The organism is Agarivorans sp. OAG1 (assembly GCF_037076485.1).
In the GTDB taxonomy this organism is placed as follows: Bacteria; Pseudomonadota; Gammaproteobacteria; order Enterobacterales; family Celerinatantimonadaceae; genus Agarivorans; species Agarivorans albus.
Window position 1 is genome coordinate 2,210,930 of sequence record NZ_AP028990.1, and the last position, 22,325, is coordinate 2,233,254.

Annotated in this window: 20 protein-coding genes; 13 read left to right on the plus strand and 7 right to left on the minus strand. The window is 43.0% G+C overall.

All coding sequences use genetic code 11. The features are described 5' to 3' along the window. Positions 1 to 87 precede the first annotated feature (87 nt). From rsmF to OAG1_RS10085, 4 genes are read right to left on the minus strand one after another with little or no spacing between them, the layout of a single operon-like run. Complete coding sequence (gene rsmF, locus OAG1_RS10070; protein WP_338626282.1) at positions 88 to 1,515, minus strand: 16S rRNA (cytosine(1407)-C(5))-methyltransferase RsmF; 1,428 nt, start codon at positions 1,513 to 1,515, stop codon at positions 88 to 90. Positions 1,516 to 1,527: 12 nt separating this feature from the next. Further along, positions 1,528 to 4,131 (minus strand): MlaD family protein, encoded by a 2,604-nt coding sequence (locus tag OAG1_RS10075; protein ID WP_338626284.1) that lies wholly within the window; start codon positions 4,129 to 4,131, stop codon positions 1,528 to 1,530. Continuing rightward, positions 4,124 to 4,726, minus strand: a complete 603-nt coding sequence (locus OAG1_RS10080) for a paraquat-inducible protein A (protein ID WP_016403330.1) — start codon at positions 4,724 to 4,726, stop codon at positions 4,124 to 4,126. The genes OAG1_RS10075 and OAG1_RS10080 overlap by 8 nt, the downstream gene beginning before the upstream one ends. Further along, entirely contained in the window at positions 4,710 to 5,150 is a 441-nt protein-coding gene (locus tag OAG1_RS10085) for a paraquat-inducible protein A (RefSeq protein ID WP_040307540.1), read from the minus strand. The genes OAG1_RS10080 and OAG1_RS10085 overlap by 17 nt, the downstream gene beginning before the upstream one ends. A 293-nt stretch (positions 5,151 to 5,443) precedes the next feature. Here OAG1_RS10085 and OAG1_RS10090 point away from each other — a divergent pair, with 293 nt between their 5' ends. The 4 genes from OAG1_RS10090 to prc all read left to right on the plus strand — a co-directional run bounded on the left by OAG1_RS10090 (position 5,444) and on the right by prc (position 8,938). Further along, a complete protein-coding gene (locus OAG1_RS10090) occupies positions 5,444 to 5,704 on the plus strand; it encodes a YebG family protein (RefSeq protein WP_016403328.1) in 261 nt (86 codons plus the stop codon). Positions 5,705 to 5,708: 4 nt separating this feature from the next. Continuing rightward, positions 5,709 to 6,188, plus strand: coding sequence for a GAF domain-containing protein (locus OAG1_RS10095; protein WP_338626289.1), 480 nt, complete (start codon positions 5,709 to 5,711; stop codon positions 6,186 to 6,188). A gap of 81 nt (positions 6,189 to 6,269) precedes the next feature. Beyond that, complete coding sequence (gene proQ, locus OAG1_RS10100; RefSeq protein WP_016403326.1) at positions 6,270 to 6,899, plus strand: RNA chaperone ProQ; 630 nt, start codon at positions 6,270 to 6,272, stop codon at positions 6,897 to 6,899. Between the two features lie 26 nt (positions 6,900 to 6,925). After that, entirely contained in the window at positions 6,926 to 8,938 is a 2,013-nt protein-coding gene (gene prc / locus OAG1_RS10105; protein ID WP_016403325.1) for a carboxy terminal-processing peptidase, read from the plus strand. Between the two features lie 67 nt (positions 8,939 to 9,005). On the opposite strand, the gene OAG1_RS10110 is transcribed toward prc, so the two are convergent. Continuing rightward, positions 9,006 to 10,931, minus strand: a complete 1,926-nt coding sequence (locus tag OAG1_RS10110; RefSeq protein WP_338626293.1) for an exoribonuclease II — start codon at positions 10,929 to 10,931, stop codon at positions 9,006 to 9,008. A gap of 131 nt (positions 10,932 to 11,062) precedes the next feature. On the opposite strand from OAG1_RS10110, the gene cobO reads away from it, so the two are divergent. From cobO to OAG1_RS10125, 3 genes are all read left to right on the plus strand, one after another. Beyond that, on the plus strand, positions 11,063 to 11,659 hold the full coding sequence (gene cobO / locus OAG1_RS10115; RefSeq protein WP_338626295.1) for a cob(I)yrinic acid a,c-diamide adenosyltransferase: 597 nt from the start codon (positions 11,063 to 11,065) through the stop codon (positions 11,657 to 11,659). A 181-nt stretch (positions 11,660 to 11,840) separates the two neighbouring features. Next, positions 11,841 to 13,124, plus strand: a complete 1,284-nt coding sequence (locus OAG1_RS10120) for an L-serine ammonia-lyase, iron-sulfur-dependent, subunit alpha (protein WP_338626297.1) — start codon at positions 11,841 to 11,843, stop codon at positions 13,122 to 13,124. 81 nt (positions 13,125 to 13,205) lie between these two features. After that, positions 13,206 to 13,586 carry a hypothetical protein gene (locus OAG1_RS10125; RefSeq protein ID WP_338626299.1) on the plus strand — a complete coding sequence of 127 codons (381 nt, stop codon included), beginning with the start codon at positions 13,206 to 13,208 and terminating at the stop codon, positions 13,584 to 13,586. On the opposite strand, the gene OAG1_RS10130 is transcribed toward OAG1_RS10125, so the two are convergent. Further along, positions 13,583 to 14,506, minus strand: a complete 924-nt coding sequence (locus tag OAG1_RS10130; RefSeq protein WP_338626301.1) for a LysR family transcriptional regulator — start codon at positions 14,504 to 14,506, stop codon at positions 13,583 to 13,585. The two genes, OAG1_RS10125 and OAG1_RS10130, sit on opposite strands and share 4 nt — an antisense overlap. 102 nt (positions 14,507 to 14,608) lie before the next feature. Here OAG1_RS10130 and OAG1_RS10135 point away from each other — a divergent pair, with 102 nt between their 5' ends. The 4 genes from OAG1_RS10135 (at position 14,609) to OAG1_RS10150 (ending at position 19,267) form a co-directional block, all read left to right on the plus strand. Then, positions 14,609 to 16,066: an NAD-dependent succinate-semialdehyde dehydrogenase gene (locus OAG1_RS10135; RefSeq protein ID WP_338626303.1), complete on the plus strand. Its 1,458-nt coding sequence runs from the start codon at positions 14,609 to 14,611 to the stop codon at positions 16,064 to 16,066. A 15-nt stretch (positions 16,067 to 16,081) separates the two neighbouring features. After that, a complete protein-coding gene (gabT, locus tag OAG1_RS10140; protein ID WP_338626305.1) occupies positions 16,082 to 17,362 on the plus strand; it encodes a 4-aminobutyrate--2-oxoglutarate transaminase in 1,281 nt (426 codons plus the stop codon). Between the two features lie 189 nt (positions 17,363 to 17,551). Next, entirely contained in the window at positions 17,552 to 18,910 is a 1,359-nt protein-coding gene (locus tag OAG1_RS10145; protein WP_152784745.1) for a voltage-gated chloride channel family protein, read from the plus strand. Continuing rightward, positions 18,911 to 19,267 carry a hypothetical protein gene (locus OAG1_RS10150; RefSeq protein WP_016403316.1) on the plus strand — a complete coding sequence of 119 codons (357 nt, stop codon included), beginning with the start codon at positions 18,911 to 18,913 and terminating at the stop codon, positions 19,265 to 19,267. It begins immediately after the preceding gene. 11 nt (positions 19,268 to 19,278) lie between these two features. Here the strand turns inward: OAG1_RS10150 and OAG1_RS10155 are convergent, their stop codons facing one another. Next, positions 19,279 to 20,013: a TetR/AcrR family transcriptional regulator gene (locus OAG1_RS10155; protein WP_221073748.1), complete on the minus strand. Its 735-nt coding sequence runs from the start codon at positions 20,011 to 20,013 to the stop codon at positions 19,279 to 19,281. A gap of 165 nt (positions 20,014 to 20,178) precedes the next feature. Here OAG1_RS10155 and OAG1_RS10160 point away from each other — a divergent pair, with 165 nt between their 5' ends. Both OAG1_RS10160 and OAG1_RS10165 read left to right on the plus strand, forming a co-directional pair. Continuing rightward, on the plus strand, positions 20,179 to 21,258 hold the full coding sequence (locus OAG1_RS10160) for an efflux RND transporter periplasmic adaptor subunit (protein WP_338626308.1): 1,080 nt from the start codon (positions 20,179 to 20,181) through the stop codon (positions 21,256 to 21,258). A gap of 1 nt (position 21,259) precedes the next feature. Next, positions 21,260 to 22,324 carry an efflux RND transporter periplasmic adaptor subunit gene (locus tag OAG1_RS10165; protein ID WP_338626309.1) on the plus strand — a complete coding sequence of 355 codons (1,065 nt, stop codon included), beginning with the start codon at positions 21,260 to 21,262 and terminating at the stop codon, positions 22,322 to 22,324. Position 22,325: the final 1 nt, after the last annotated feature.

Here is a 22,325-nt window from a genome sequence, read left to right on the forward strand (position 1 = left end):
CTGAGCGGAGCGTAGGGGAATGGCTCTGTGTTAGAGCCTTGCGCTAATAGTCTGTTAAGTGTAGACCGAGTTGCGTGCTTTGCAAGCTTAGCCAAGCCCCTTGTCTTTAACTAACTCTCTAGGGTAGGAGTTTTTAATCTTGTTTCTTACCCATTTGCCTAAACCAATAACATAACCTTGGTAGCTTAGAGCCACTTCGCCTTTGTTGTTATTCGGATAGACAATATCTTTGCCTTGATAAAAGTGATGAGCTTGTTCAGGCTCTAGTTCAATACAGTTTTTTGCAACTAAGTGTCCAAGAGCAGTAATTGCATCGTGGCTTGTTCTAAAGCCATGTTTAAACTCTTCGGCTAACTTGAGGCCAACTCGTTCAAATCGCATTTCATCTTTTACACGCAAAAAGCTGTTTGGAAGTAACCAGTAATCATTAGCTTTGGTAAATATGCTGTAGTCGCTAGGGAGCGTCATTCCAAATTGAGATTTAAAATGCTGCGCAATTGATGCTTGCTGCTTTTTAGTCGCAGTTTGATAAGCAAACGGCTTTATTCGTTTGTTAATTGCTGGCGTTTCGATTGTTGCAGTGTTTTTGCGCAGTGCAGCAACGAAGAAACCCTCGCTATCATAGTATTGTGGCCAAACGTGTAAATAGCCTTCTTTAGTTATGGCTTTGTGGCTGTGCTCAAAAAGTTGCTCGAGATTAATGGTAGAAAAGCTATCGGGGTATTTGGTAGCAATACGACTAATCACTTGCTGGTTTTCTTGCTGATTTAAGGTACAGGTTGAGTATATCAATACTCCATTAGGCTTTAGGGCTTGTAGCGCGCTTTCTAGTAACGTACTTTGCAGCTGAGAAATTTCATCGACATGCTGTTCACTCCAATTATCTAGAGCTTGAGGATCTTTGCGTAAGGTACCTTCACCAGAGCAGGGGGCATCTAGCAAAATAGCGTCAAACTGCTCGCTCATCCAAGTACCAAAAATTTCAGCACTGAAGTGTGTTACAGCCGCATTAGTTACACCACAACGTAACAAATTGGCACTAAGTACTTTAACTCGGCTAGCAGAGAACTCATTGGCAACTATTGCACCTTTACCTTGAAGCATTGCTGCCATTTGTGTTGTTTTAGACCCCGGGGCAGAAGCTGCGTCTAGTAACAAACAGTCTTCTTCGGCTTGAAAGCCGTGAAATAGGGCGCTTACCGGCAGCATAGAACTTGCTTCTTGAATGTAGAACAAACCTGCTTGGTGTTCAGCGGTGTTACCAAGCGATAAGCTCTCATCTTCGCGGGTAATCCAAAAGCCAGTCTCGCACCAAGGTATGGGCTCAAGCTGCCATTGATTGGTTTTGGCTAAGCTTAAAAATGCCTCGAGGCTTATTTTAAGCGTATTTACTCTGATGCTTTTGCGCATCGGCTGCTGACAAATAGCTTTGAAGCCAGCTAAACTCAAATCGCTTGGAAGATCTTTCTCAATGCGCTTTATGAATTTAGCTGGAAAATTTATTGGTTTGGTCAAAATGCAGATTTTCTATGGCTTAATGGAAGGGCTCCATTGTAACCATTTTTCATCATAAATGGGCTGTAGTTCGTACTTATCCTGATCCTTTGCTGGTTTAGCTGTAGGTTCTTCATCGGGCGTCGCAAATGCAATGCCGCCAGTTAACAGTGTTTCCATTGAATCAAGACGAATGTTCGCGCCACCTAGGCCAAGTTTTACATCTACGCCCGAGGCATTCCAAAAGACACTATTTTCGCGCACCAAGTGGCGATAGGCTGAGTATATGTTGAGGCGAGCTAAGATTTTTGAGCCATCCATAGCCAGTTTTGCATCATCAACAAAACCTACTTGATACTGCTTGTAAAGTACCGGGCTGCCAACTTTTAACGAGCCAAAGTGGCTACTGCTAAGCCAAATATGTAAGGCATTTGTATCAGTATTTGGTGCTTGTTTTTGTAAAACAAACTGTTGTGAGGGTTTGCCTTTTCCTGGAAGGGCATTAATAAAGTCGCCTTTTACCAAGGTATCTAAGTTTTTTACTTCAGATAGACTGATAGAGGCAGTTTCTTGCCAGTATAAGGCGCCATTGCGGGCGAAGTTTCTGTAAAAGGGGAAGTCCAACTCAGCATCTGCTTGTAGTTCGGAAAGGCTATCATTGAATTGCAAGTTGGTGACTTTACCAATTTGCTGCCCCTGGTATTTAATCGGCATGTTGTTGTAGAGGCCGTGGCTATCGTTAGTTGTTAGGCTAATCGCTAAATGACGCTTAGTTGCATCCTGTTTAGTTTTATGAACAGTTCGGATACTTTCCTTAGCCAGTTCTTCGAAGTGATCAAAACTGATACCACCCATAACCAATGATTTAAGTGATTCACTGTTTACCGACAAACCCTCTAAACTGGCTTTAATTTCCAGTCCTGATGCGTGCCAGAATCGACTGTTATCCGTTACTAAGTGTCGATAGTTGCCAAAAATTTTAATTTTTAGGTCAATGCTGCCATCTTTTAACAAGCTGTAGTGCTCAACTTCTCCTACCGGTACTCGTCTGAAAAGAACTGGCGCCCCTTCTCCTAATGACCCTAAATAATCAGTATTTAGGCGCAGCGATAAAGGTCTCTCTATTTTTGCTTTAGACAACTGAGCTGCTTGTTTGTTGTGATGCAGCGCATATTGACTTTGCTTACTGAGAGTATTGTTATGTCCGGGCATCAATATGATTGGGGAGTTTATAAAACCACTCAAACCGCTGCTTTCAACACTTATTCCATTTAGATCTGCTTCCACAGCTAGCGGACTTTGGTTATAAAATCGGCTGCCTTGCGTAAGTAGTTTGGTATATTGAGGCTGAATAAAAGCTTTTAGCTCAAAGCTGCGATCTATTAAGTCGATTTCAGTCACTTTACCAATGGTTAGCCCGTTGTAAACGATCGGACTGTTAACTGCTAAACCTTTAACATTGTTAGTGGTAAAGCTAATGGACTTGCTTCCAACGGGAGGTTTTGGTGATGTAGTAAGGATAAACTCAGTTTGAAGCTCACCTTGCTCTGCAATCACTTCGATTTGTTTTGCACCAACTAGCGCACCAAGATTTTTAACTCCGTTTAATCCTATTTCAGGCTTTATCAGAACTAATTGGGTTGTATCGTTAAACAGATCTTCATACTTAGGCTCGACCAAGGCTTTCGCTAAAAAATGGTCGTGGCTTCCGGTATTCTGAATATCATTGATAAACCCTATTACCGCGCCGCGATAAACTAGCTTGCTGCGGTTTGCTGCAAGACCATGTTGTTGCTGCATGGTGATTTGAATCGCTTTACCACGTTGTGAGTCTTTAAGGTTGTCATAGAGGGTAAAGTTTTGTCCTTTATCTGCAATAGCAGATTGAACGGGGCTATCAAAACTGACGCCACCGGAAATCACGCTGGCTAGGCTTTCACTAGAGATTTGCATCCCATCGAGAGAGATATCAGCCTCAAAGCCGCTTACATTCCAAAACCGAGTATCAATTTTCACTAAATGGGAGAATTGCGGTTTGATTTGAATATCAAATTCTACATGGTGTTGATCATTTAATTGATAACGTTGTACTTCGCCTACTTTTATTTTTTTGAAGTAAACAGGGGAGCCAATATTTAGAGAGCCTAAATCGTTTGATGTAAGGCGTACATTCAAACCGTTACCCCTAATAATATTAGGAGGTTCATTAAGTGCAACAAAGTCGTCGCTAAATTTACCTTTGCCGGGGTTTAGTTCAATGTAGTTACCAGATACTAGCGCGTCTAAACCGCTAATCTCTGTAATCGACGCTTTGGGCGTAACTAGCCAGAATTGGCTATCTTCTTTTAGTAACTGCTCTGCTTCTCGTTTAACTTCTGCAACTACAATTACTCCTTCTAAATTAGGTGCAAGTTCTACCGTTTTCACTACGCCAATATCTAGACCTTGGTAAAACAACTGAGTTTGTCCGGCCGTGATACCTTTTGCGCTATCAAACACAATGTTGATTTTCACACCTGCTTCAGACCAAGCTTTGAATAGTAGCCAAGCACCTAAAAGCACGGCCAAAATGGGCAACAGCCAAATAGGGGAGATTACCTTCTCTTTTTTAAGTTCCGGTTTACTAGCGTTATTCAAGTTGTTTATCCCAAATTAGTCTTGTATCAAAAGATTTTGCTGCGAACAGAGTTAACAATACTACTGCGCCAAATGCGGTGGCGCCGGGTCCTGCTTCCACGCCCACTAAATTATTTCGTTCAAATACTGCAATCATGATAGACAGAACAAAAAGATCGAGCATTGACCACTTACCAATAATGTCAATTATTCTATAGATAACAATTCGTTGTCGATTGTTCAGATTCAAATTAAATTGCAGGCTCAATAAGATAACAACCAAGCCGACAAGTTTCATTACAGGCACCACAATGCTGGCGACAAATACCACTATCGCAATACCTACCATATCGTCCTTAATTAAGCTGATCACGCCAGACATAATGGTTTCGTATTGGGGGGCACCGCGAGTACTTAAAACGGTTATTGGCATTAAGTTCGCTGGGAACAGTCCTACAGTAGCGGCAATGATAAAAGCCCAACATTTTTGCATGCTTTGAGGGGTTCGTGAATGCACTCGCATATGGCAACGCTGACAGTGGCTTTGTTCTTCGGGCATTGACAGTTTGCAGTGCCTGCATTGTTTTAAGCCTAACTGTTTAGCGGATGTGTACATAACGCTCCCAGTATTCCGCTGGCTCTATACGCTGAATTAGGCGGGTAGAAAGTAGCAAGGTTATGCAGATACACCAAAGCCCATAGCCCAAATCGATATCTGCGTATTCTACTAGTTTCACCAAGGCTACCAAAAAACTAACGATATAGACTTCAATCATACTCCAGTGAATAAGATCGTCTTGAAAATGCAGCGCTGTTGCCAAAAAGGGAGCTTTCCAGCCTTTGCTTAAAGACAAAGAGGTATAACAGATTAAGCTGAATAGCAGAATTGGCGCAATGAAACTAGCTAGCACCACGCTGAACCCCACCAAATAATAGCCGTTTTCGAGTAACAACACGGTGCCGCGCAGAATATTGGCTGAACTAGGGATCCCAAGAAATGTAAAGCTTAACAGCGGATAAGTGTTAGCAAGCGTAACCATAATCAAGCACGTTAACGCTAAAGCAAATTGGCTAGAGAAACGAGCTCTACGCCCCCGCGCAAGTGTGTGTTTGCAGCGTGGGCATATTAATACGTTTCCAGCCCTACAATGTGCTTGGGTGTCGACCAACAAATCACAACTTGGGCAGATGGATAGCTTTGATAACTCAGAAGATTTCATACAGTACATATTAGCTAAGTCAGGCTAACTATGCTGTAAAAATTTGTCACTAGTAGTTTAAAAGTGAATGGTGCATACTACCCTGTATATAAAAACAGTAAATGGAGGCAGCGGTGGCTGTAATTATTAAATATGTCGTCGAACGTAACGGTGTAGAGAAAATGACTTTTAGTTCAAAAAAAGAAGCCGACAATTACGACAAAATGTTAGACGTAGCTGATCAGCTTACATTAATGATAAAGCATGCAGAACCTAAGATGAACGAGCAACAAGCCGAGAATTTAGGCTTTTACCTTTCTTCCCAGCGAAATGCGCTGCAACAAGTGCTCAAAGGCCAGGAGTTTGATGCATCGATGATTGAAGACGAGGAATAATGCAGTGACTGATATATCTTCACGTTATTTAACACTAGGTAAACAACTAGACGCTTTGTTAGATAAAGACTTACCTTATATTTCTAATCTAGCTAATTTTTCTGCCTTATTATGGCTCGAGTTAGAAGAGATTAACTGGGTAGGGTGTTATTTAGCCGATAAAGCTAAAAAACAGCTGTTCTTGGGGCCGTTTCAAGGTAAACCTGCCTGTACTTCAATACAAGTTGGTAAAGGCGTATGTGGTTCGGCCTTTGCGCAGCAGCAAACCTTCCGTGTTGAAAATGTGCATGAGTTTCCGGGGCATATCGCTTGTGATAGTGCTAGCGAATCAGAAATCGTAGTGCCTTTATATCTTAATGGTGAACTGTTTGGCGTAGTAGATATTGATAGTCCACGTCTTAATCGATTCGAGCTAAGTGACCAAATTGGCATCGAGTATTTAGTTAAGGTGTTGGAAAATAAACTAAGTGATGTGCATTTTTAATGGCTTTTCAATATACGCTCACTATAATAGCCGAAATCAGCCCTGTCGCTGTACCAGTAAAGATGTATAAGAAAGGTCATCATGGAACAAACTAACAAACTGAAAAATAGCAAAGAAGTCATTCAATATTTGGCGACACAATTCCCAAACTGTTTTTCTACAGAAGGTGAAGCCAAGCCGCTTAAAATTGGTATTTTTCAGGACTTAGCTGAACGTCTAAAAGAAGACGAGAAAGTAAGTAATACCGTACTACGTTCTGCTCTGCGTCAATATACGTCTAGCTGGCGTTACCTACATGGCGTAAAAGTTGGCTCTAAACGCGTTGACTTAGACGGTGTAGAGGGCGCAGAAATTGAACAAGAGCATGTAGAACATGCACAAAAGACCTTAAAAGAAAGCAAAGATAAAGCCTTTGCTAACAAAAAGGCTCAAGCTGAAAAAGCAGACAAAAACAAAGCTGCTGCACGTAAACCAAAAGCTGATTTCAAGCGTACTAGTAAACCTAAAACTAGCGACAGCAAACCAGCAGCAGAGAAGAAGCCGATTGAAAAAATCGACAGTAAAGATTTAGTTGCAGGGAAGGAAGTTCGTGTATTGGTTGGAAAAACGCCAATGCCGGGTCAGATCTCAGAAGTAACAAAAGATGGCATTGCTGTTACACTTAAAAGCGGTATGTTAGTTAAAGTTAAAGCAGAACATATCGTTGCATAATTGATTTAGTAGTGAGATAGGTGCCTATGAAATATTTGAGCCGTCTGTGGCTATTTTTTTTAACGCTTAGTTACTCAACTCTGTTGTTGGCTCAAACGCCTACATTAGGACAAGATGCGCTACCCACTTTAAGCCAGCAAAGCCAACATGCTACAGCGGCAAAAAGAATTAGCGCTTTATATACCCGCTCTCACTACCGCAGTGTTCCTTTCGACGATGAATTATCTAGCGAAATCTTCGATAAGTTTATTCAGCAACTCGACTACAACCGTAGCTTGTTTTTGGAAGAAGATTTTTTACGCTTTGAACGTTATCGCTACAGCCTAGATCAAGACATACCAGCAGGTAGATTGGAACCGCTTTATTCCATGTTCGACCTGTCGCTTAAGCGTCGCTACCAACAATTGGTTTACTCTTTACAAGTTCTCGACGAGCCAATGGATTTTACTAAAGACGAACAGTTTCAGTTTAATCGCAGCGAAGCTGATTGGCCTAAAACCCAAGCTGAGATAAAAGAACTGTGGCGCTTAAAAGTAAAATACGATGCGCTAAACTTAAAGTTAGCAGGCCGCGAACACGACAAAATTGTCGAAGTATTAGCCAAGCGCTATAACAGTGCGATTAAACGTTTAGTGCAAACCGGCAGTGAAGATGTTTTCCAAACTGCAATGAACGCTTATTCTCGCGCCATCGAACCACATACTAGTTACTTATCTCCACGTACTGCAGAACGCTTCAAAATGGAAATGAATCTTTCATTAGAAGGCATTGGTGCAGTGCTGCAAGGTGAAGATGAGTACACCGTGATTCGAAGTTTGGTTCCTGGTGGACCAGCAGCGCTGAGCAACCAACTAGGTCCAGAAGATAAAATTGTTGGTGTTGCTCAAGGTGAAGATGAAATCGTTGATATTATTGGTTGGCGATTAGATGACGTAGTTGATCTGATTAAAGGTCCTAAAGGCACTACTGTTCGTCTTGAGATACTTGCATCTGGTGGCAAAGTAGATGGTAAAACCAAAATCGTAGACATCGTTCGCGACAAGGTTCGCCTAGAAGACCGCGCTGCTAAAAGCGAAGTAATTGAAATTGAAGGCAAGAAAGTAGGGGTGCTTAATGTTCCTAGTTTCTATGTTAATTTGAGTGAAGATGCCAGCAAAGAGTTGCGTAAATTAGATGAAGAGAATATCAGTTCTTTGATTGTTGATTTACGTGGCAACGGCGGTGGAGCATTAACTGAAGCAACCGCATTAACCGGTTTATTCATTCCACAAGGTCCGGTTGTACAAGTACGCGATCAGCTTGGTCGAATTACGGTAAACAACGATACCAGTAATTCAGTCACTTACAGTGGCCCAATGGTTATTTTAATCGACCGTTACAGCGCTTCAGCGTCCGAAATTTTTGCCGCTGCCTTGCAAGATTATGGCAGAGCCATCGTTATTGGTGAGCAAAGTTACGGTAAAGGCACTGTGCAGCAGCACCGCGGTTTAGGTCGAATTTACGACTTGTACGAAAATGAACTTGGCCATGTGCAGTACACCATTGCTAAGTTTTACCGTATAAACGGTGGTAGTACTCAACATCGCGGCGTAATTCCTGATATCTCTTATCCTTCTGCCTTGTTGCCGGAAGAAACGGGAGAGAGCGTTGAAGATAATGCTTTGCCTTGGGATAAAATTAAAGCGGCTAACTATAAGTTGCTTGGCGATGTTAGCCCTTATATTGAAGCTTTAGATAAAAAGCATCAGGCTCGCATTGCAAATGATCCAGAGTTTCAATACATCATTAGTGATATAGCTGATTATCGTAAAGACAAAGATATGAAGTCGGTAAGTCTTAATGAAAAAGCGAGGATATCTCAGCGCGATGAAAAAGAGCAGAAACAACTTGCTCGCTTAAATGAGCGTTTAGTTCGCCTTGAACTGGAGCCTGTTAAAGACTTAGAAGACGCGCCAAAAGATATTGATTTGGATGATGCTTTTTTAACCGAAGCTGCAGAGATTGCAGTCGATTACTTAGAACTTCGTAATCCAAGCTAAACAAATCTAGTTATCGATAAAAAAAGCCAGCTAATCGCTGGCTTTTTTGTATTGGTTTGAAGCTTTACTAACAGGGGGCTGCAACGATCGATTGTTGTAGCTTTTTCACTTCTACAATCTTTACAGAGATGGTATCACCCACGCTATATTGTTTGTTTTTAGTGGATAAACGGCCCAACTCACTTTCGATGGTGAGCTCTTCATCTTTACCAGCTAGCTTGGTTTTTGGTACAAAAGCCGAGGCACCACTGTTAACTAGACGAATATTAAGGCCACCACGGTTTATATTGCTAACTTCTGCCAACAAACATGTATTTGGATCTTGTTCTGCAAAATACTCGCAATACAAGTAGTTGGCCATTTCTCGTTCAGCAAACTTTTGCTTCTTGCGATTATCACTTAGATGCTCAGAAAGCTCTTCAGATAATGGCGAATTAGGTGTTTCGCCATTAATCACCGATTTAATAAGGCGATGATTTAACAGATCGCTGTATTTTCGTATTGGAGAGGTCCAAGTTGCATACTTAGCTTCACCTAAACCAAAGTGAGGCAAGCACTTTTCATTGTAAACACCAAAATTAAAGTGGCGTTTTACCAACTGATCTAAGCATTTATCGCCAGTCGCTGCGATGGTTCTTCTTAGTTGGCAGAAGTAGTCGAGGTCATTGAGCTTTTCTCGCTCAACCGGTAACTCAAACTTGGCCAGTAGCTCTACTAGTCCGTCTAGCTTCTCTTCTTTAAAACCAGAATGACATGCAAACACTCCAAAGCCGAGTTTTTCATCTAGGAAGCGTCCGCCACAAATGTTGGCTGCCACCATTGCTTCTTCAATCATACGGTTTGCACTACGACGAGATTGACGAAGAATATCGATAACCTGACCTTTATTATCTAAGACAAACTCGTAGTCTGCTTGATCGCCAAACACCGAGGTGTTCTCTGCGCGCCATTGATTACGTTGCTCACTAAACAAGTTAAGTTGTTGTAAAGCTTCAGCTAGCTCAGCGTTTGTTGCGAGTTCAGTGGTCTTTTGTTCTATAAAGTCAGACACCTGATTGTAGTTTAGGCGATGTTTGGACTGAACAGTGGCTAAGTAAAACTCAGCATTTTCTTGTAACTCACCATCAAGTCCAATCAGCATTTCACATACTAAGGCTGGACGAACTTGATCTGCTACTAGCGAGCAATGTTCGTTAGCCAACTTACTTGGCATCATCGGCACAGTGCGTGCTGGTAAGTACAAAGTGAATGCTCGTTGTTTGGCAGCTTTTTCAAGTTCGCTTTCACTGTTAATGTAAGCACTAGGATCCGCTATAGCGACCTTTAACTTCCAATGTTCTGCTTCGCGCGTGATTGAGACTGCATCATCCATATCTTTGGTATTTTCACCGTCGATAGTGAAAAACAACTCGTTGGTTAGATCACGACGCTCAACTTCTTGATCAATAATCGCCAGGTCTTCAGTGAGTTCAGGCTGGTCCCAAGCTAATTGGTGCTTTTTAGTAGTAGCTTTCCATCGGGCAAAGTTATCGTCACTTTCTGCGATAAACTCGAAGATCTCGGCTTGGAAGTGTTGTTCTTTAAGTGCGTGTTTAACCAGTCTAGCTAACACCCAATCACCTTGTTTGATTGAGAATCCACTATCTTTTATCACTTTTGCACTTAACAACTGGTTGATCAATGGATGGTCAACCTGCAGCTTAGTGCGTTTATCAACAAACTTTACACGGGCCACAAAGGTATCTAAAGCGGCTTCCACCAGTGTTTCTGGCTCTGCTGCTTCTTTACCGTTATTTTCGCGAATAGCTGCGCTAATTCGGTCGCCGTGAATTAGCTTTTTCATCATTGGGGGTGAGATGAAATAGCTTTTTTTGTTGTCTGTTTGAAGGAAACCGAAGTTCTTCTCAGTAGCTTTTACTACACCTTCAACAGTGGGAATGGTCTCTCTAATTTGCTGCTTTAGTTGAGCCAATAGAGGGTTATCTTTAAGCATAAAGGCTTCCATTTTTTATCGTGAAAGCACTATACCCAAAGGTTTATCGCTATTCTAGAGAAACAGTACTGGTTTATTGGGTTTGGCTCGAGCTAAACTAAAAACAAATCAGTAACGAACAAAGAGCAGGGATGAGTAAAGATCAAGAAAAGCATCAGCAACGACAGGAAAAGTTGAAAGCAAGTGTGGATGCTAAAGTTGAAGATGCACAAATTGAAAAGGGCTTAGTGCTGGTTATTACCGGTAATGGGAAGGGTAAATCGACAGCTGGTTTTGGTAATGTTGCGCGTGCTACTGGACATGGTTACAAAGCAGTGGTGGCGCAATTTATTAAAGGCGGCTGGGAATGCGGAGAACGCAATCTTCTGCAAAACAACGGGGTAGAGTTTGCCACTATGGCAACAGGGTTTACCTGGGAGACTCAAAACCGAGAACTTGATACCCAAGCTGCGCAAGAAGTATGGCAACGCTGTAAGCAGTGGCTAGCTGATCCATCAATCTACTTGGTGTTATTGGACGAAATTACTTACATGTTAAGTTATGACTACCTAGATGTTGAAGAGGTTGTTGAAGCAATTAAGCAGCGACCTGCAGAGCAAACGGTAGTGGTAACTGGCCGTGCATGTCATCGCAAAGTGCTTGATATTGCAGACACCATTTCTGAAGTAAAAAATGTTAAGCATGCTTTTGAATCAGGAATTAAAGCTCGCCAGGGCATTGATTGGTAAATTTCTAAAGTGGCTTTAGGGCCACTTTCTCATCTATATTTAAATATACGAAATTATTTTCTGATATTTTTCTTTTTATTAGAAAATTAATTTAATATTCGACTTAACTATTAAAACTGCGCCAACTTTTTCTACAAACATATTTGTACACTGTATCAAACGCACTTAGCTGAGATAATCCATGAAACAGTGGCAACAATACATAGACTTAGTTCAATCTGAAGTGGTACCTGCATTAGGTTGCACCGAACCCGTTACTGTTGCGCTTGCTAGCGCTAAAGCTGCAGAACTACTTGGTGGTTTACCAGACTCTATTCAAGTTAAGGTAACTCCAAATCTTTACAAAAATGGCATGGGAGTATTTGTACCAGGCACTGGTAAGGCTGGTTTACCTATAGCTGCTGCTGTAGGTGCGACTGCTGGAGATGCGAGTAAAGGTTTGGAAGTACTGGCGACAATCTCGGAAGAAGCGCTTCGCAAGGCAAATCAAATGCTGAGTAAACGCCAAGTTAGTGTATCAATGGTAAGCAATGATGACGTGTTGTATACGGTGGTAAATGCCAGCCGCAATCAAGATAAGGTTGAGGTTTGCATAGCAAAGTCACATACCCGCTTTGAATATATCGTAAAGAACGGAGCAGTAGTGCAGCAAGCCAAAGCTGTACAATGTGTTCAAACCACTGAAACGAATCACCTTAAACTTTCAATAGAGCAGATCGTAGACTTTGTTGAAAACGTGCCGCTTACACAGATTGCCTTTATTAAACGTGCCGCTAGCTTAAACCGAGCGTTAGCTGAGACTGGGTTGTCGGGGAACTACGGCTTGGCGCTAGGCGCTAGTTTACAAGCGCAAGTGGAGCAGGGGCTACTTGCCGATGATTTGATAAATCGTGCAATGCGTTTGGGTGCGGCAGCATCGGATGCTCGAATGGGCGGAGCTCAACAAGCGGCAATGAGTAACTCAGGTAGCGGGAATCAAGGCATAGCTGCCACCATGCCGGTTGTGGCTTATGCAGAAATAAAGCAGCTAGATGATGATGCTTTTGTTCGTGCTTTAATGCTAAGCCACTTGGTTGCTATTTACGTTAAGTCGAAGCAAAACAAATTGTCAGCGTTGTGTGCTGCCACCACCGCAGCTATGGGGGGTAGTGCAGCACTCACTTGGTTGATGGGAGGTAAGTTGGGTGCAATTCATCGTGCAATTAACTCTATGGTTGGAGATGTTTCCGGGGTGTTTTGCGATGGCGCTAAAGCTGGTTGTGCAATGAAGGTATCAACTGGAGCCAGTAGTGCTGTTAAGTCTGCCATTCTTGCTGTTGCGGGTAGTAGCGTATCGGCTCAGCAAGGAATTGTGTTTGAATCAGCCGATGATAGTATTGCTCAGCTCGGAATTATGTCTAAAACTGCCATGCTTTCTACGGATGAAGCCATTATCGCCACCATGCAGAACAAGCAGGCTAGCTAAGCTTGTAAGTTAAAAGCAATTGGAAACCAAGCTTTGCTTTGAGATGGCGCTTTTGCTAATAAGATTTGCTAGTCTTAAACAATGAATTTATGGCACTTATTCCCAAAACAATTATTAGCAATTGAGCAAATACTGCTAATGCCGTATTTGCTTATTCCTGCCTATGGTTATTTAGTTTTCGTGGCAGTTGCCAAGGTAAACCTTCGTAGGCCTTTAATCGTTTTTCTGTTGCTCTCAGGATTGACTAGTGCCTTGATGGTCTTCAGCTTTGGTCCGAATATGGGCAAAATTGTACCGCCTTTAATGCTAATAGTGGTGGTATTGTTTCCTGTTTATCGGTTCACTCGGTCACTTCCGCAGCCCGATGTTAGCGCCAAATGGCTTTGGTTTATCGCTATTATAGCCGGGCTGGTGCATAGCCTTAGTTGGGCACTTTGGTTTGTCGCTATGGCCAACTCTTAATGAGTGACAAATTGAGTTTGCAGGGCATCCATGGCTAGTTGAACTTTCTGCTTTTCGTTGGGGTTAATTTTATGTACCAAACTAAGCTCAAAGGGATAACTGTATTCATTGGGTTTTATTAAGCGAATGGTTTGCTGGTCAATATAGGGCTGCGCTTCACTTATGGGTAAATAGCCAATGTAGGCACCAGATAGTATTAGGGCTAACCGGCTGTCGAATTGGTATCCCTTGGCGCCAAAGTTAAGTTGCTGAAGTTGAGCTCGTCCTTTAGGGTTTAGTTCAATACTAGGGTGAATCGCGGCATGTTTAGCTAATCGCTCGCGATCGATATCTGCATCTAGAGTGCCAAATAACGGTGATTGTTTGCTGGCACACAAATAGATAGATTCACTAAACACTACTTCACTCAAAAGCCCGTCAATGCTTCGGTAAGCGGGGTAAAACCCAACATGAGCTTGGTTGTTTATCAATGCTGACTCAATGTTTGCTACCGATTCCATGTTAAGTGATATACAAAGTCTTGGTGCTTGCTGTTTAATTGCAGTCACTGCCTTGGCTATGTTTTCAATACTCCTGCGATCAAGTAGATCGGAATAAAGGATAACAAGCTCGCCGGTAAGAGGTTTACCCAAGTTATCTACCAGCGATGCAAATTCTTGAATAGATGAAAACAGCTGTAGGCATGCCTGATAAACAGTTTGGCCTCGCTCGGTAAGGGCAAAACCGGCTCTGCCTCTAACACATAACTTAATGTTCATTCTGCTTTCAAGGCTAGACATATGAACACTAATGGTTGAACGAGTGATCCCCAAACTATGTTCAGCAGCTGCGAAGCCGCCATGCTCAACTACTGCCTTAAATACTCTTAACAAGCGCAAATCATATTCACTAAGCTGTTTGCCGGATAACGGATCTAACATAGTTTTATAATTACCAAACTAAAGTTTTATTGTTTGATATTTAACATCGTTTTAGATTGGTATTCAATGGACTAAAACAAGTTACAAGGGAAGTGAGCACAAATGGAAGCGATTCAATACTCAAGTTTGATAAAAACACAGTCTTACATCAATGGCTGTTGGCATGCTTCTCAGCAGCGTTTTCCAGTAAACAATCCGGCTAATCAGCAATGCTTGCTTGAGGTAGACGACTGTGGCTTGCAAGGTGTTGAATTGGCAATTCAAGCCGCTAAGGCTGCTCAAAAGGCTTGGGCTGCTAAATCAGCCAATGAGCGGGGCAATTTGCTGAGAAAATGGTATCAACTGATTATGCAGCATCAAGACGATTTAGCGAGCATTCTCACCCAAGAGCAAGGTAAGCCCTTAGCCGAAGCAAAGGGGGAAATAGCTTATGGTGCCGCTTTCTTAGACTGGTTTGCTGAAGAAGGTAAGCGCTGTTACGGCGATGTAATACCAGCGCCAGCTGGTGACAAACGTATTGTTGTGCTTAAGCAAGCTGTGGGTGTAGTGGCTGCAGTAACGCCTTGGAATTTTCCTAACGCCATGATTGCACGAAAAGCTGCAGCTGCCTTAGCGGCAGGTTGTACTTTTGTGGTTCGCCCAGCTCAGCTCACTCCAATCTCAGCGCTAGCATTGGCGCAATTGGCCGAAGAAGCCGGCATTCCACCAGGTGTGTTTAATGTTGTTGTAGGTGAAGATGCGAGGGGCATGGGCAAGTTACTAACCGAGAGCCCTGATGTGGCCAAATTTACGTTTACTGGCTCCACGGCGGTGGGCAAACAGCTGATAGCTCAGTGTGCGAGTACGGTTAAAAAAGTATCTATGGAGTTAGGAGGAAACGCGCCATTTATTGTATTTGATGACGCCGATATTGATGCAGCGGTGCAAGGAGCGATAGCTTCAAAATACCGAAATGCTGGGCAAACTTGTGTGTGTGCAAACCGTTTTCTGGTTCAAAAGAGCGTTTATCAGCAATTTAGCGAAAAGCTGGCAGAAGCATTAGCAAAACTCAAAGTGGGTGACGGGATGCAAGTAAATGTTGATATAGGCCCAATGATAAGCGAGCAAGCAAAAGAAGCTGTGCATGAATTGGTGGTTGATTCGCAGAAAGCCGGCGCAAAGGTTATTTATGGTGGGCAAGCTCATCAGGCGGGTAAACAGTTTTATCAACCCACTATTATGACTCAGGTAAGCAACGATATGCCGATTGCTAAAAATGAAATATTTGGCCCTGTAGCACCACTAATTATGTTTGATACAGAAGAGCAAGCCATAGCCTTGGCCAATGATACTGAGTATGGCTTAGCAGCCTATTTTTACACTCGCGATATTGGTCGAGTATGGCGTGTTGGTGAAGCGTTGGAATATGGCATGGTTGGCATAAACGAAGGGATTATCTCAAACGCGGCTGCACCCTTTGGCGGCGTTAAACAATCGGGTAATGGGCGAGAAGGCTCGCATTATGGTTTAGATGACTACACAGAGATTAAGTATTTGTGTATGGGCGGCGTAAACAGCTAACAATAGGAGACAGGGATGAATAACCAACAACTACAAGAAAGAAAACAAAGCGTTATTGCACGCGGCCAAGGCAATGTTTATCCAGTTTATGCTGAGCGAGCATTAAATGCAGAGCTGTGGGACGTAGAAGGTAAGCGTTATATCGATTTTGCCACTGGTATTGCTGTATGTAATACCGGCCATAGCCACCCAAAAGTTGTGGCTGCAGCAAAACAGCAACTGGATAAGTTTAGCCATACTTGTGTAATGATTAATCCTTACGAGAGCGCTGTAGAGTTAGCAGAAAAGCTTGTAGCTATTGCGCCAGGTGATAGCGATAAAAAGGCCATGTTTGTAACCACCGGGGCAGAAGCGGTCGAAAATGCGGTTAAAATCGCACGCGCTGCTACTGGGCGTCGCGGGGTTATTGCGTTTAATGGTGGTTTTCATGGTAGAACAAATCTTACTATGGCGTTAACCGGAAAAATTACGCCTTACAAACATCAATTTGGCCCCTTTGCCGGAGACATTTATCACGCCCCGTACCCTATGCAAATGCACGGTATAAGCAGTGAGCAAAGCCTGCAAGCTCTCAACAACATCTTTAAGGTCGATATCGCTGCAGAAGATGTAGCGGCATTAATCGTTGAGCCAATCCAAGGTGAGGGTGGTTTTTATCCTGCTCCTAAAGAATTCTTACAGGCACTTAGAGCGCTTTGTGACCAACACGGTATCGTTTTAATCATGGATGAAATCCAAACTGGCTTTGGAAGAACCGGTAAAATGTTTAATTGCGAGTATGCTGATGTTGAGCCTGATTTGATTACCATGGCAAAAGGCATTGCTGGCGGCTTTCCATTGTCGGCGGTGGTTGGGAAATCATCAATCATGGATGCTCCTTTACCTGGCGGATTGGGTGGTACCTACGGTGGTTCACCGGTAGCGTGTAGCGCGGCTTTAGCGGTTCTTGATGTGATTGAAGAGCAAGATTTGGTGGTGCGTGCTAATCAAATTGGCCAACAGTTTGGCGAATACTTGCATTCCTTGCAGCAGCAATTTCCCGACCTGATTGGCGACATTCGAATTTCAGGGGCGATGATTGCCATGGAGCTCATCGAAGATGGCGATGTAACTCGTGCCAATACTGGATTAACTCAAGCGCTTATTGCCAATGCCGCAAATTATGGCCTTGTACTATTAGCCTGTGGTTTTTATGGGAATGTGATTCGCTTTCTACCAGCACTAACTATTGAGGATGAGATAGTTGATGAAGGTATGCAGCAGTTTTGTCGCTTATTTAAATCTTTAGCCGGTTAATTCAAAGCAAATTCAAACAAGTTAACTTAAAGCAGCGCTCATTAAGCGCTGCTTTTTTTGTTGTTTTAAAGCTATACAAGCGCTTGCTGCTTAGCTATGTTGTTATCTAAGGTCATGATTAAAAGCAATGTTTTGTGATAGCCTCGCTTTCCAAATTGCTTAAGTAATTAACGTTTTATAGGAAATAAAATGCCGCACCCGTTGCCCAATAGCCCGAGCACTTTACTTGTTTTACTGAGGTGGCTGTTATTGCTAATCCCCTTGGCCTTTGTGGTTGGTTCGTTAAACGCCTTGTTTTTGTATTTGCTCGATTATGCTAGCCATACCCGAGCCGATAACCCTTACTTGTTGTACTTCTTGCCTTTAGCTGGCGTAGTGGTGGTTTTTATCTATCGCCGCTTTGGAAAAAACTCCGAGTCAGGCAACAATCTCATCATCGATGAGATCCATCAACCTGGTGCAGGTATTCCTGCTCGTATGGCGCCTTTGGTACTTATTTCCACAGTAGTTACGCATCTGTTTGGTGGCTCTGCTGGTCGCGAAGGAACCGCCGTTCAAATCGGTGGAGCATGTAGTGCCGCATACGGGAAACTATTCAAACTTAGTGGTCGAGACTATCAGATTTTGCTTAGCGCAGGGGTAGCAGCGGGATTCTCCGCCTTATTTAGCACGCCTCTTGCTGCCACTATTTTCGCGATTGAAGTCTTGGCGGTAGGTAGGATCCGCTTCGATTCAGTTATCCCTGCTTTATTTGCAGCGATATTAGCTGACTTAGTGTGTTCCGCTTGGGGCACGCCTCATACCCAATACAAAATTGATTTTTTGGAACACGTGATGCTGTTTGAGCATGTGGTTCATGTTGATTTGATCATGTTAGGTAAGGTGCTTATCGCCGCTGTAGCGTTTGGTATAACTGGTTACCTGTTTGGCGAAACGGTGTTTGTACTTAAAGATATCTTTAAACACGTATTTAAGAACCCTTATTTGATAGCAGTAATTGGTGGACTGATAGTCATTGGCATTGTGAGCTTAATTGGCAATCAAGATTACATAGGCCTGGGAGTTAACAGTTATCGTGAAGGCGGGGTAAGTATAATAAGTGCCTTTAACGAAGGAGGAGCAGAGTGGTACAGCTGGATGCTTAAGTTATTACTAACGGCAATCACGCTTGCTGCTGGGTTCAAAGGCGGTGAAGTAACACCATTATTTTTCATCGGGGCTACCTTAGGTAACACTTTGGCGTGGATAATGGGCGCACCAGTAGATTTGTTTGCAGCAATTGGTTTTATTGCAGTGTTTGCCGCAGCTACTAACACGCCTTTAGCCTGTACCATTATGGGTGTTGAGTTGTTTGGCTCCGATCATTTACTGTATTTTGCTGTAGCTTGTTTTGTTGCCTATTACTTTAGTGGTCACACTGGTATTTATTCGGCGCAACGGGTGGCAGTACCAAAGTCTACAAACTTTGCGGCGCACGAAAAAACCTTGGGTGAAATTAGGGCGGCCAATAACCGTTTGGTGTCTTGGTTAAAAAAACGAAGCAAATAAATGCAAGCTAAAACGCGTCACTCATCTTTATTAGTATTGGCCATATTGTTATGGCCAAGTATAGCGTTTGCTTACCCTGGCAACTTGACCACCCATTTTGAAGGTGAAGAGTTAAAAGCAACCGTCACCTCAAACACTGATCGGCCAATCCGTTGTCAGCTTTCTGCAGGCCCAGATATTGTGTGGATGGAGATTCAAGACAAACAAGAGAATTTTAAATTTGCCAAAGGCTATAAAACTCATCACCTTAGCTTGTATTGCAAGATTATCGAGCAGAAAACCAAAGCCAGGCCTTGGCGATTAAACCCTTATAACACACCCATTCCTGAGTGGAATAAGGTCATCTTTCCAGATTAGCCTTGGCAATCTTAAGCCATTTCCATGGCTTGTCGCTGAGCTTTAAATGGGCAGGGCGAACCATCAATGACTAAATCACTTAGTCTCTCCGGTTTTGGTATATCTTTTTCATCAATATCGAGTTGGCTAGCCAGCAAGCGGCTAAACATTTGCCAGCTTTTTAATTGGCAAAACTCTTCGGTTTCGCCAGGATAGGGTTTAGCTAGTAATGGCGCTAAGGTTGAAGAGGAGGTGGCAAAAATGGTTAGTAACCATTTTAGTTCGCCAATGTTGAAGTGTTTTACATATCCTTGCTTGTGGCATTCAATCACAAGGTCTTCAAGAATCTTTCGTACTTGATCATCTTCTTCTAAGAAATACTCAAACAATTCTTGTTCGTTATTTACTGCATCATTAAGCAGCCTAACCGGCTGAGGGTCTACCTGCAGTGCAGCTAAGATCTTAATTAGCAAATCAAACAACTGATGACGACAAGACAGGCCATGCTCTTGCTCAGCAACCAATAAATTTACATAGGCTAAAAATTGCTGGTGCATGCAGTCACATATATGTTGCCAAATCTGTAGCTTAGAGCCGAAATGATGGCGGATGAGGGTATGAGACACACCAGCTTGTTCACTAATCGCGCGCAGTGATACAACGGCATAGCCTTTACTGGCAAAAAGATCTGCGGCTGCGATTAAAATCTTAGTGCGGGTTTCTTCTGCTACTTTGGCGCTTTGTCGTCCGGTGCGTTTTTCAGTCATCTTCTATAATTACTTAACTCGAATTCACAGTGCTTTTTAAACTAAGCGTAGTCTATCACAAATTTTACTTTCCATGTGGAAAGTAAAGCTTGATCGGCAAGCGAGTGATCAATATACTTTCCGCCTGGAAAGTATATATGACTGTTTGTTCAACTGGAGCAACTAATGAGAACAAATTTAACAAACAAGGCCGTTTGGCAGCGGCTTAGTTTTGTAGGCCTGATGATGCTGGTTTTGCAAGCTTGCGATCCCGCTCACTCAGAGCCAGTTACTGAAATTGTAAAACCCGTGAAGTTATTGGAAGTGCCAGAAACGTTTAACGCTGTTGACTACAACTTTGTGGCGCAAGTTCAAGCAACAAGCCGAGCTCAGTTGGCCTTTCAAGTATCAGGTGAAATACAGCAATTGAATGTGAGAATGGGGCAGTTTGTAAATAAAGGGGATTTACTTGCCGCTCTTGATCCTCATGATTTTCAATTGGCTGTTGATGCGCGTAAAGCTCAATTTGATTTAGAGAAAGCCCGCCGTACAAGATCGGAGCAGCTATTTGCTAAGAAGTTGATTTCTGAGGATAACTACGATCAAGTTCTTACTGCCTACACAGAAGCACAAGCTAATTTGGACCAAGCGGCCACTGATTTAGCCTACACCAAGCTTCATGCGCCGTTCTCCGGGGTTGTATCACTGACTTACGCAAAGCAATTCCAGTTTGCCGGTGCAAAACAGCCAGTGTTGAGTTTGTTGGGTGATGAGCAATTAGACTTAGTCTTTAACTTACCGGTTACCATTACCGAGCGCCTGAATTTAGCCGAACTGCGCGAAGCAAAACTATGGGTGACCTTAGGAAACTTTAAAGGTGTCGAGTTACCCGCTCGTTTTAAAGAGATCTCTACCCAACCAGATCCCGATACCAATAGTTATACGGTTACCTTAACCATCATAAGGCCAGAGCACCTAAACATCTTACCTGGCATGTCTGGCGCGGTTTATGTGCGTAATGAGTCTGAAACCGATAACGGTTTAGCCTTACCTAAAGGTGCTTTCATCCAAATTGATGAGCAGCAAGCACAAGTATGGCGAGTGGTGCCTGAAACAATGCGAATAGAAGCAGTGGACGTACAACTAAATCAACAAGGTTTGGTTATTAAAGGTTTGGATGCCGGAGATAGCATTGTAGTTGCAGGCGCTAAATCGTTAAATGCTGGCCAGATAATACGGCCTTGGCAACGTGAAGGAGGTATTTAAAATGTTGTTAAGAATCCATACCTTGGCTGCGTTAACCGTTACTACATTGCTTACTGCTTGCAGTGAGCCAGTGGAACCCGTCACTGATAATGCCTTATCGGTATTAACAATTAGTATTAATGAATCTGCAGCTCAGCCGGAACGAGAGTTTAATGCCCGCGTTGAGCCAGCAGAATTGACGCCTTTATCATTTCGTATTGCCGGCGAATTGACACAAATGTCGATCAAGCCTGGTCAACACGTTAAAAAGGGTCAACTATTAGCTCAGCTTGATGATAGAAAGCTAAAACAACAAGTAGACGATGCCCAAGCTACGTTTAGTCTAGCCGAGCGCCAGTTAAACCGCGCCCAAGGCTTGGTAGGTAAAAGCTTATTGTCTCAAGAAGAATACGATGTGCTTAAAGCTAACTATGAGTTGGCAGGTGTTGACTATCAGTTGGCTAAAGCGCAGCTTAAATACAGCCAGTTACGCGCGCCATTTGAAGGCCTAGTTGCAGAAGTGCCAAAACAGTCTTTTGAAACAGTAACGCCTGGCGAGACCGCAGTATCTATTTACCAAGATGATTTAGTTTATGTTCGCTTGCAGTTGCCCGATAACTTGCTTGCTCAAATAGACCCAACGGAACGTAACTATAATTACCAACCTAAAGCTAAATACGCAGGTAACGATACGCTTTATCCAATTACCTTTTTAGAGCATACCTCGGAGCCTAATCCCGAGACCCAAGCGTTTGAGGTATGGATGAGCATGCCACAAGTTGAGCCAGCTATTTTGCCGGGAACCTCTGTCACTATGTATGTTGATTTAGATGCGGCTGGCCTGGTCGGGCGCAGTGGATACTTGTTACCTATGACAGCATTAGATCCTGGCAATAACGATCAACAATTTTATGTATGGAAAGTGACCGAAGGGCGTGCCCAAAAGGTTGAAGTTCAAGTAGCACAAATACATACCAAAGGCGTGTTAGTAAGTGAAGGCTTAAGCCAAGGCGACCAAATCATTGTTTCAAGCTTAGCCAAGCTTAGAAATGGACTTTCTGTAACCACTAAATCTCAGGAGCAATAAG

Bases quoted from the DNA above. Each gene is read 5' to 3' on its own strand.
- OAG1_RS10110 (WP_338626293.1), bottom strand. From the start codon at position 10,931: ATGCTTAAAGATAACCCTCTATTGGCTCAACTAAAGCAGCAAATTAGA.
- OAG1_RS10135 (WP_338626303.1), top strand. From the start codon at position 14,609: ATGGAAGCGATTCAATACTCAAGTTTGATAAAAACACAGTCTTACATC.
- OAG1_RS10160 (WP_338626308.1), top strand. From the start codon at position 20,179: ATGAGAACAAATTTAACAAACAAGGCCGTTTGGCAGCGGCTTAGTTTT.
- OAG1_RS10150 (WP_016403316.1), top strand. From the start codon at position 18,911: ATGCAAGCTAAAACGCGTCACTCATCTTTATTAGTATTGGCCATATTG.
- OAG1_RS10145 (WP_152784745.1), top strand. From the start codon at position 17,552: ATGCCGCACCCGTTGCCCAATAGCCCGAGCACTTTACTTGTTTTACTG.
- OAG1_RS10080 (WP_016403330.1), bottom strand. From the start codon at position 4,726: ATGTACACATCCGCTAAACAGTTAGGCTTAAAACAATGCAGGCACTGC.
- prc (WP_016403325.1), top strand. From the start codon at position 6,926: ATGAAATATTTGAGCCGTCTGTGGCTATTTTTTTTAACGCTTAGTTAC.
- OAG1_RS10155 (WP_221073748.1), bottom strand. From the start codon at position 20,013: ATGACTGAAAAACGCACCGGACGACAAAGCGCCAAAGTAGCAGAAGAA.
- OAG1_RS10120 (WP_338626297.1), top strand. From the start codon at position 11,841: ATGAAACAGTGGCAACAATACATAGACTTAGTTCAATCTGAAGTGGTA.
- OAG1_RS10085 (WP_040307540.1), bottom strand. From the start codon at position 5,150: ATGGTTACGCTTGCTAACACTTATCCGCTGTTAAGCTTTACATTTCTT.
- gabT (WP_338626305.1), top strand. From the start codon at position 16,082: ATGAATAACCAACAACTACAAGAAAGAAAACAAAGCGTTATTGCACGC.
- OAG1_RS10165 (WP_338626309.1), top strand. From the start codon at position 21,260: ATGTTGTTAAGAATCCATACCTTGGCTGCGTTAACCGTTACTACATTG.
- cobO (WP_338626295.1), top strand. From the start codon at position 11,063: ATGAGTAAAGATCAAGAAAAGCATCAGCAACGACAGGAAAAGTTGAAA.
- proQ (WP_016403326.1), top strand. From the start codon at position 6,270: ATGGAACAAACTAACAAACTGAAAAATAGCAAAGAAGTCATTCAATAT.
- OAG1_RS10125 (WP_338626299.1), top strand. From the start codon at position 13,206: ATGAATTTATGGCACTTATTCCCAAAACAATTATTAGCAATTGAGCAA.
- OAG1_RS10130 (WP_338626301.1), bottom strand. From the start codon at position 14,506: ATGTTAGATCCGTTATCCGGCAAACAGCTTAGTGAATATGATTTGCGC.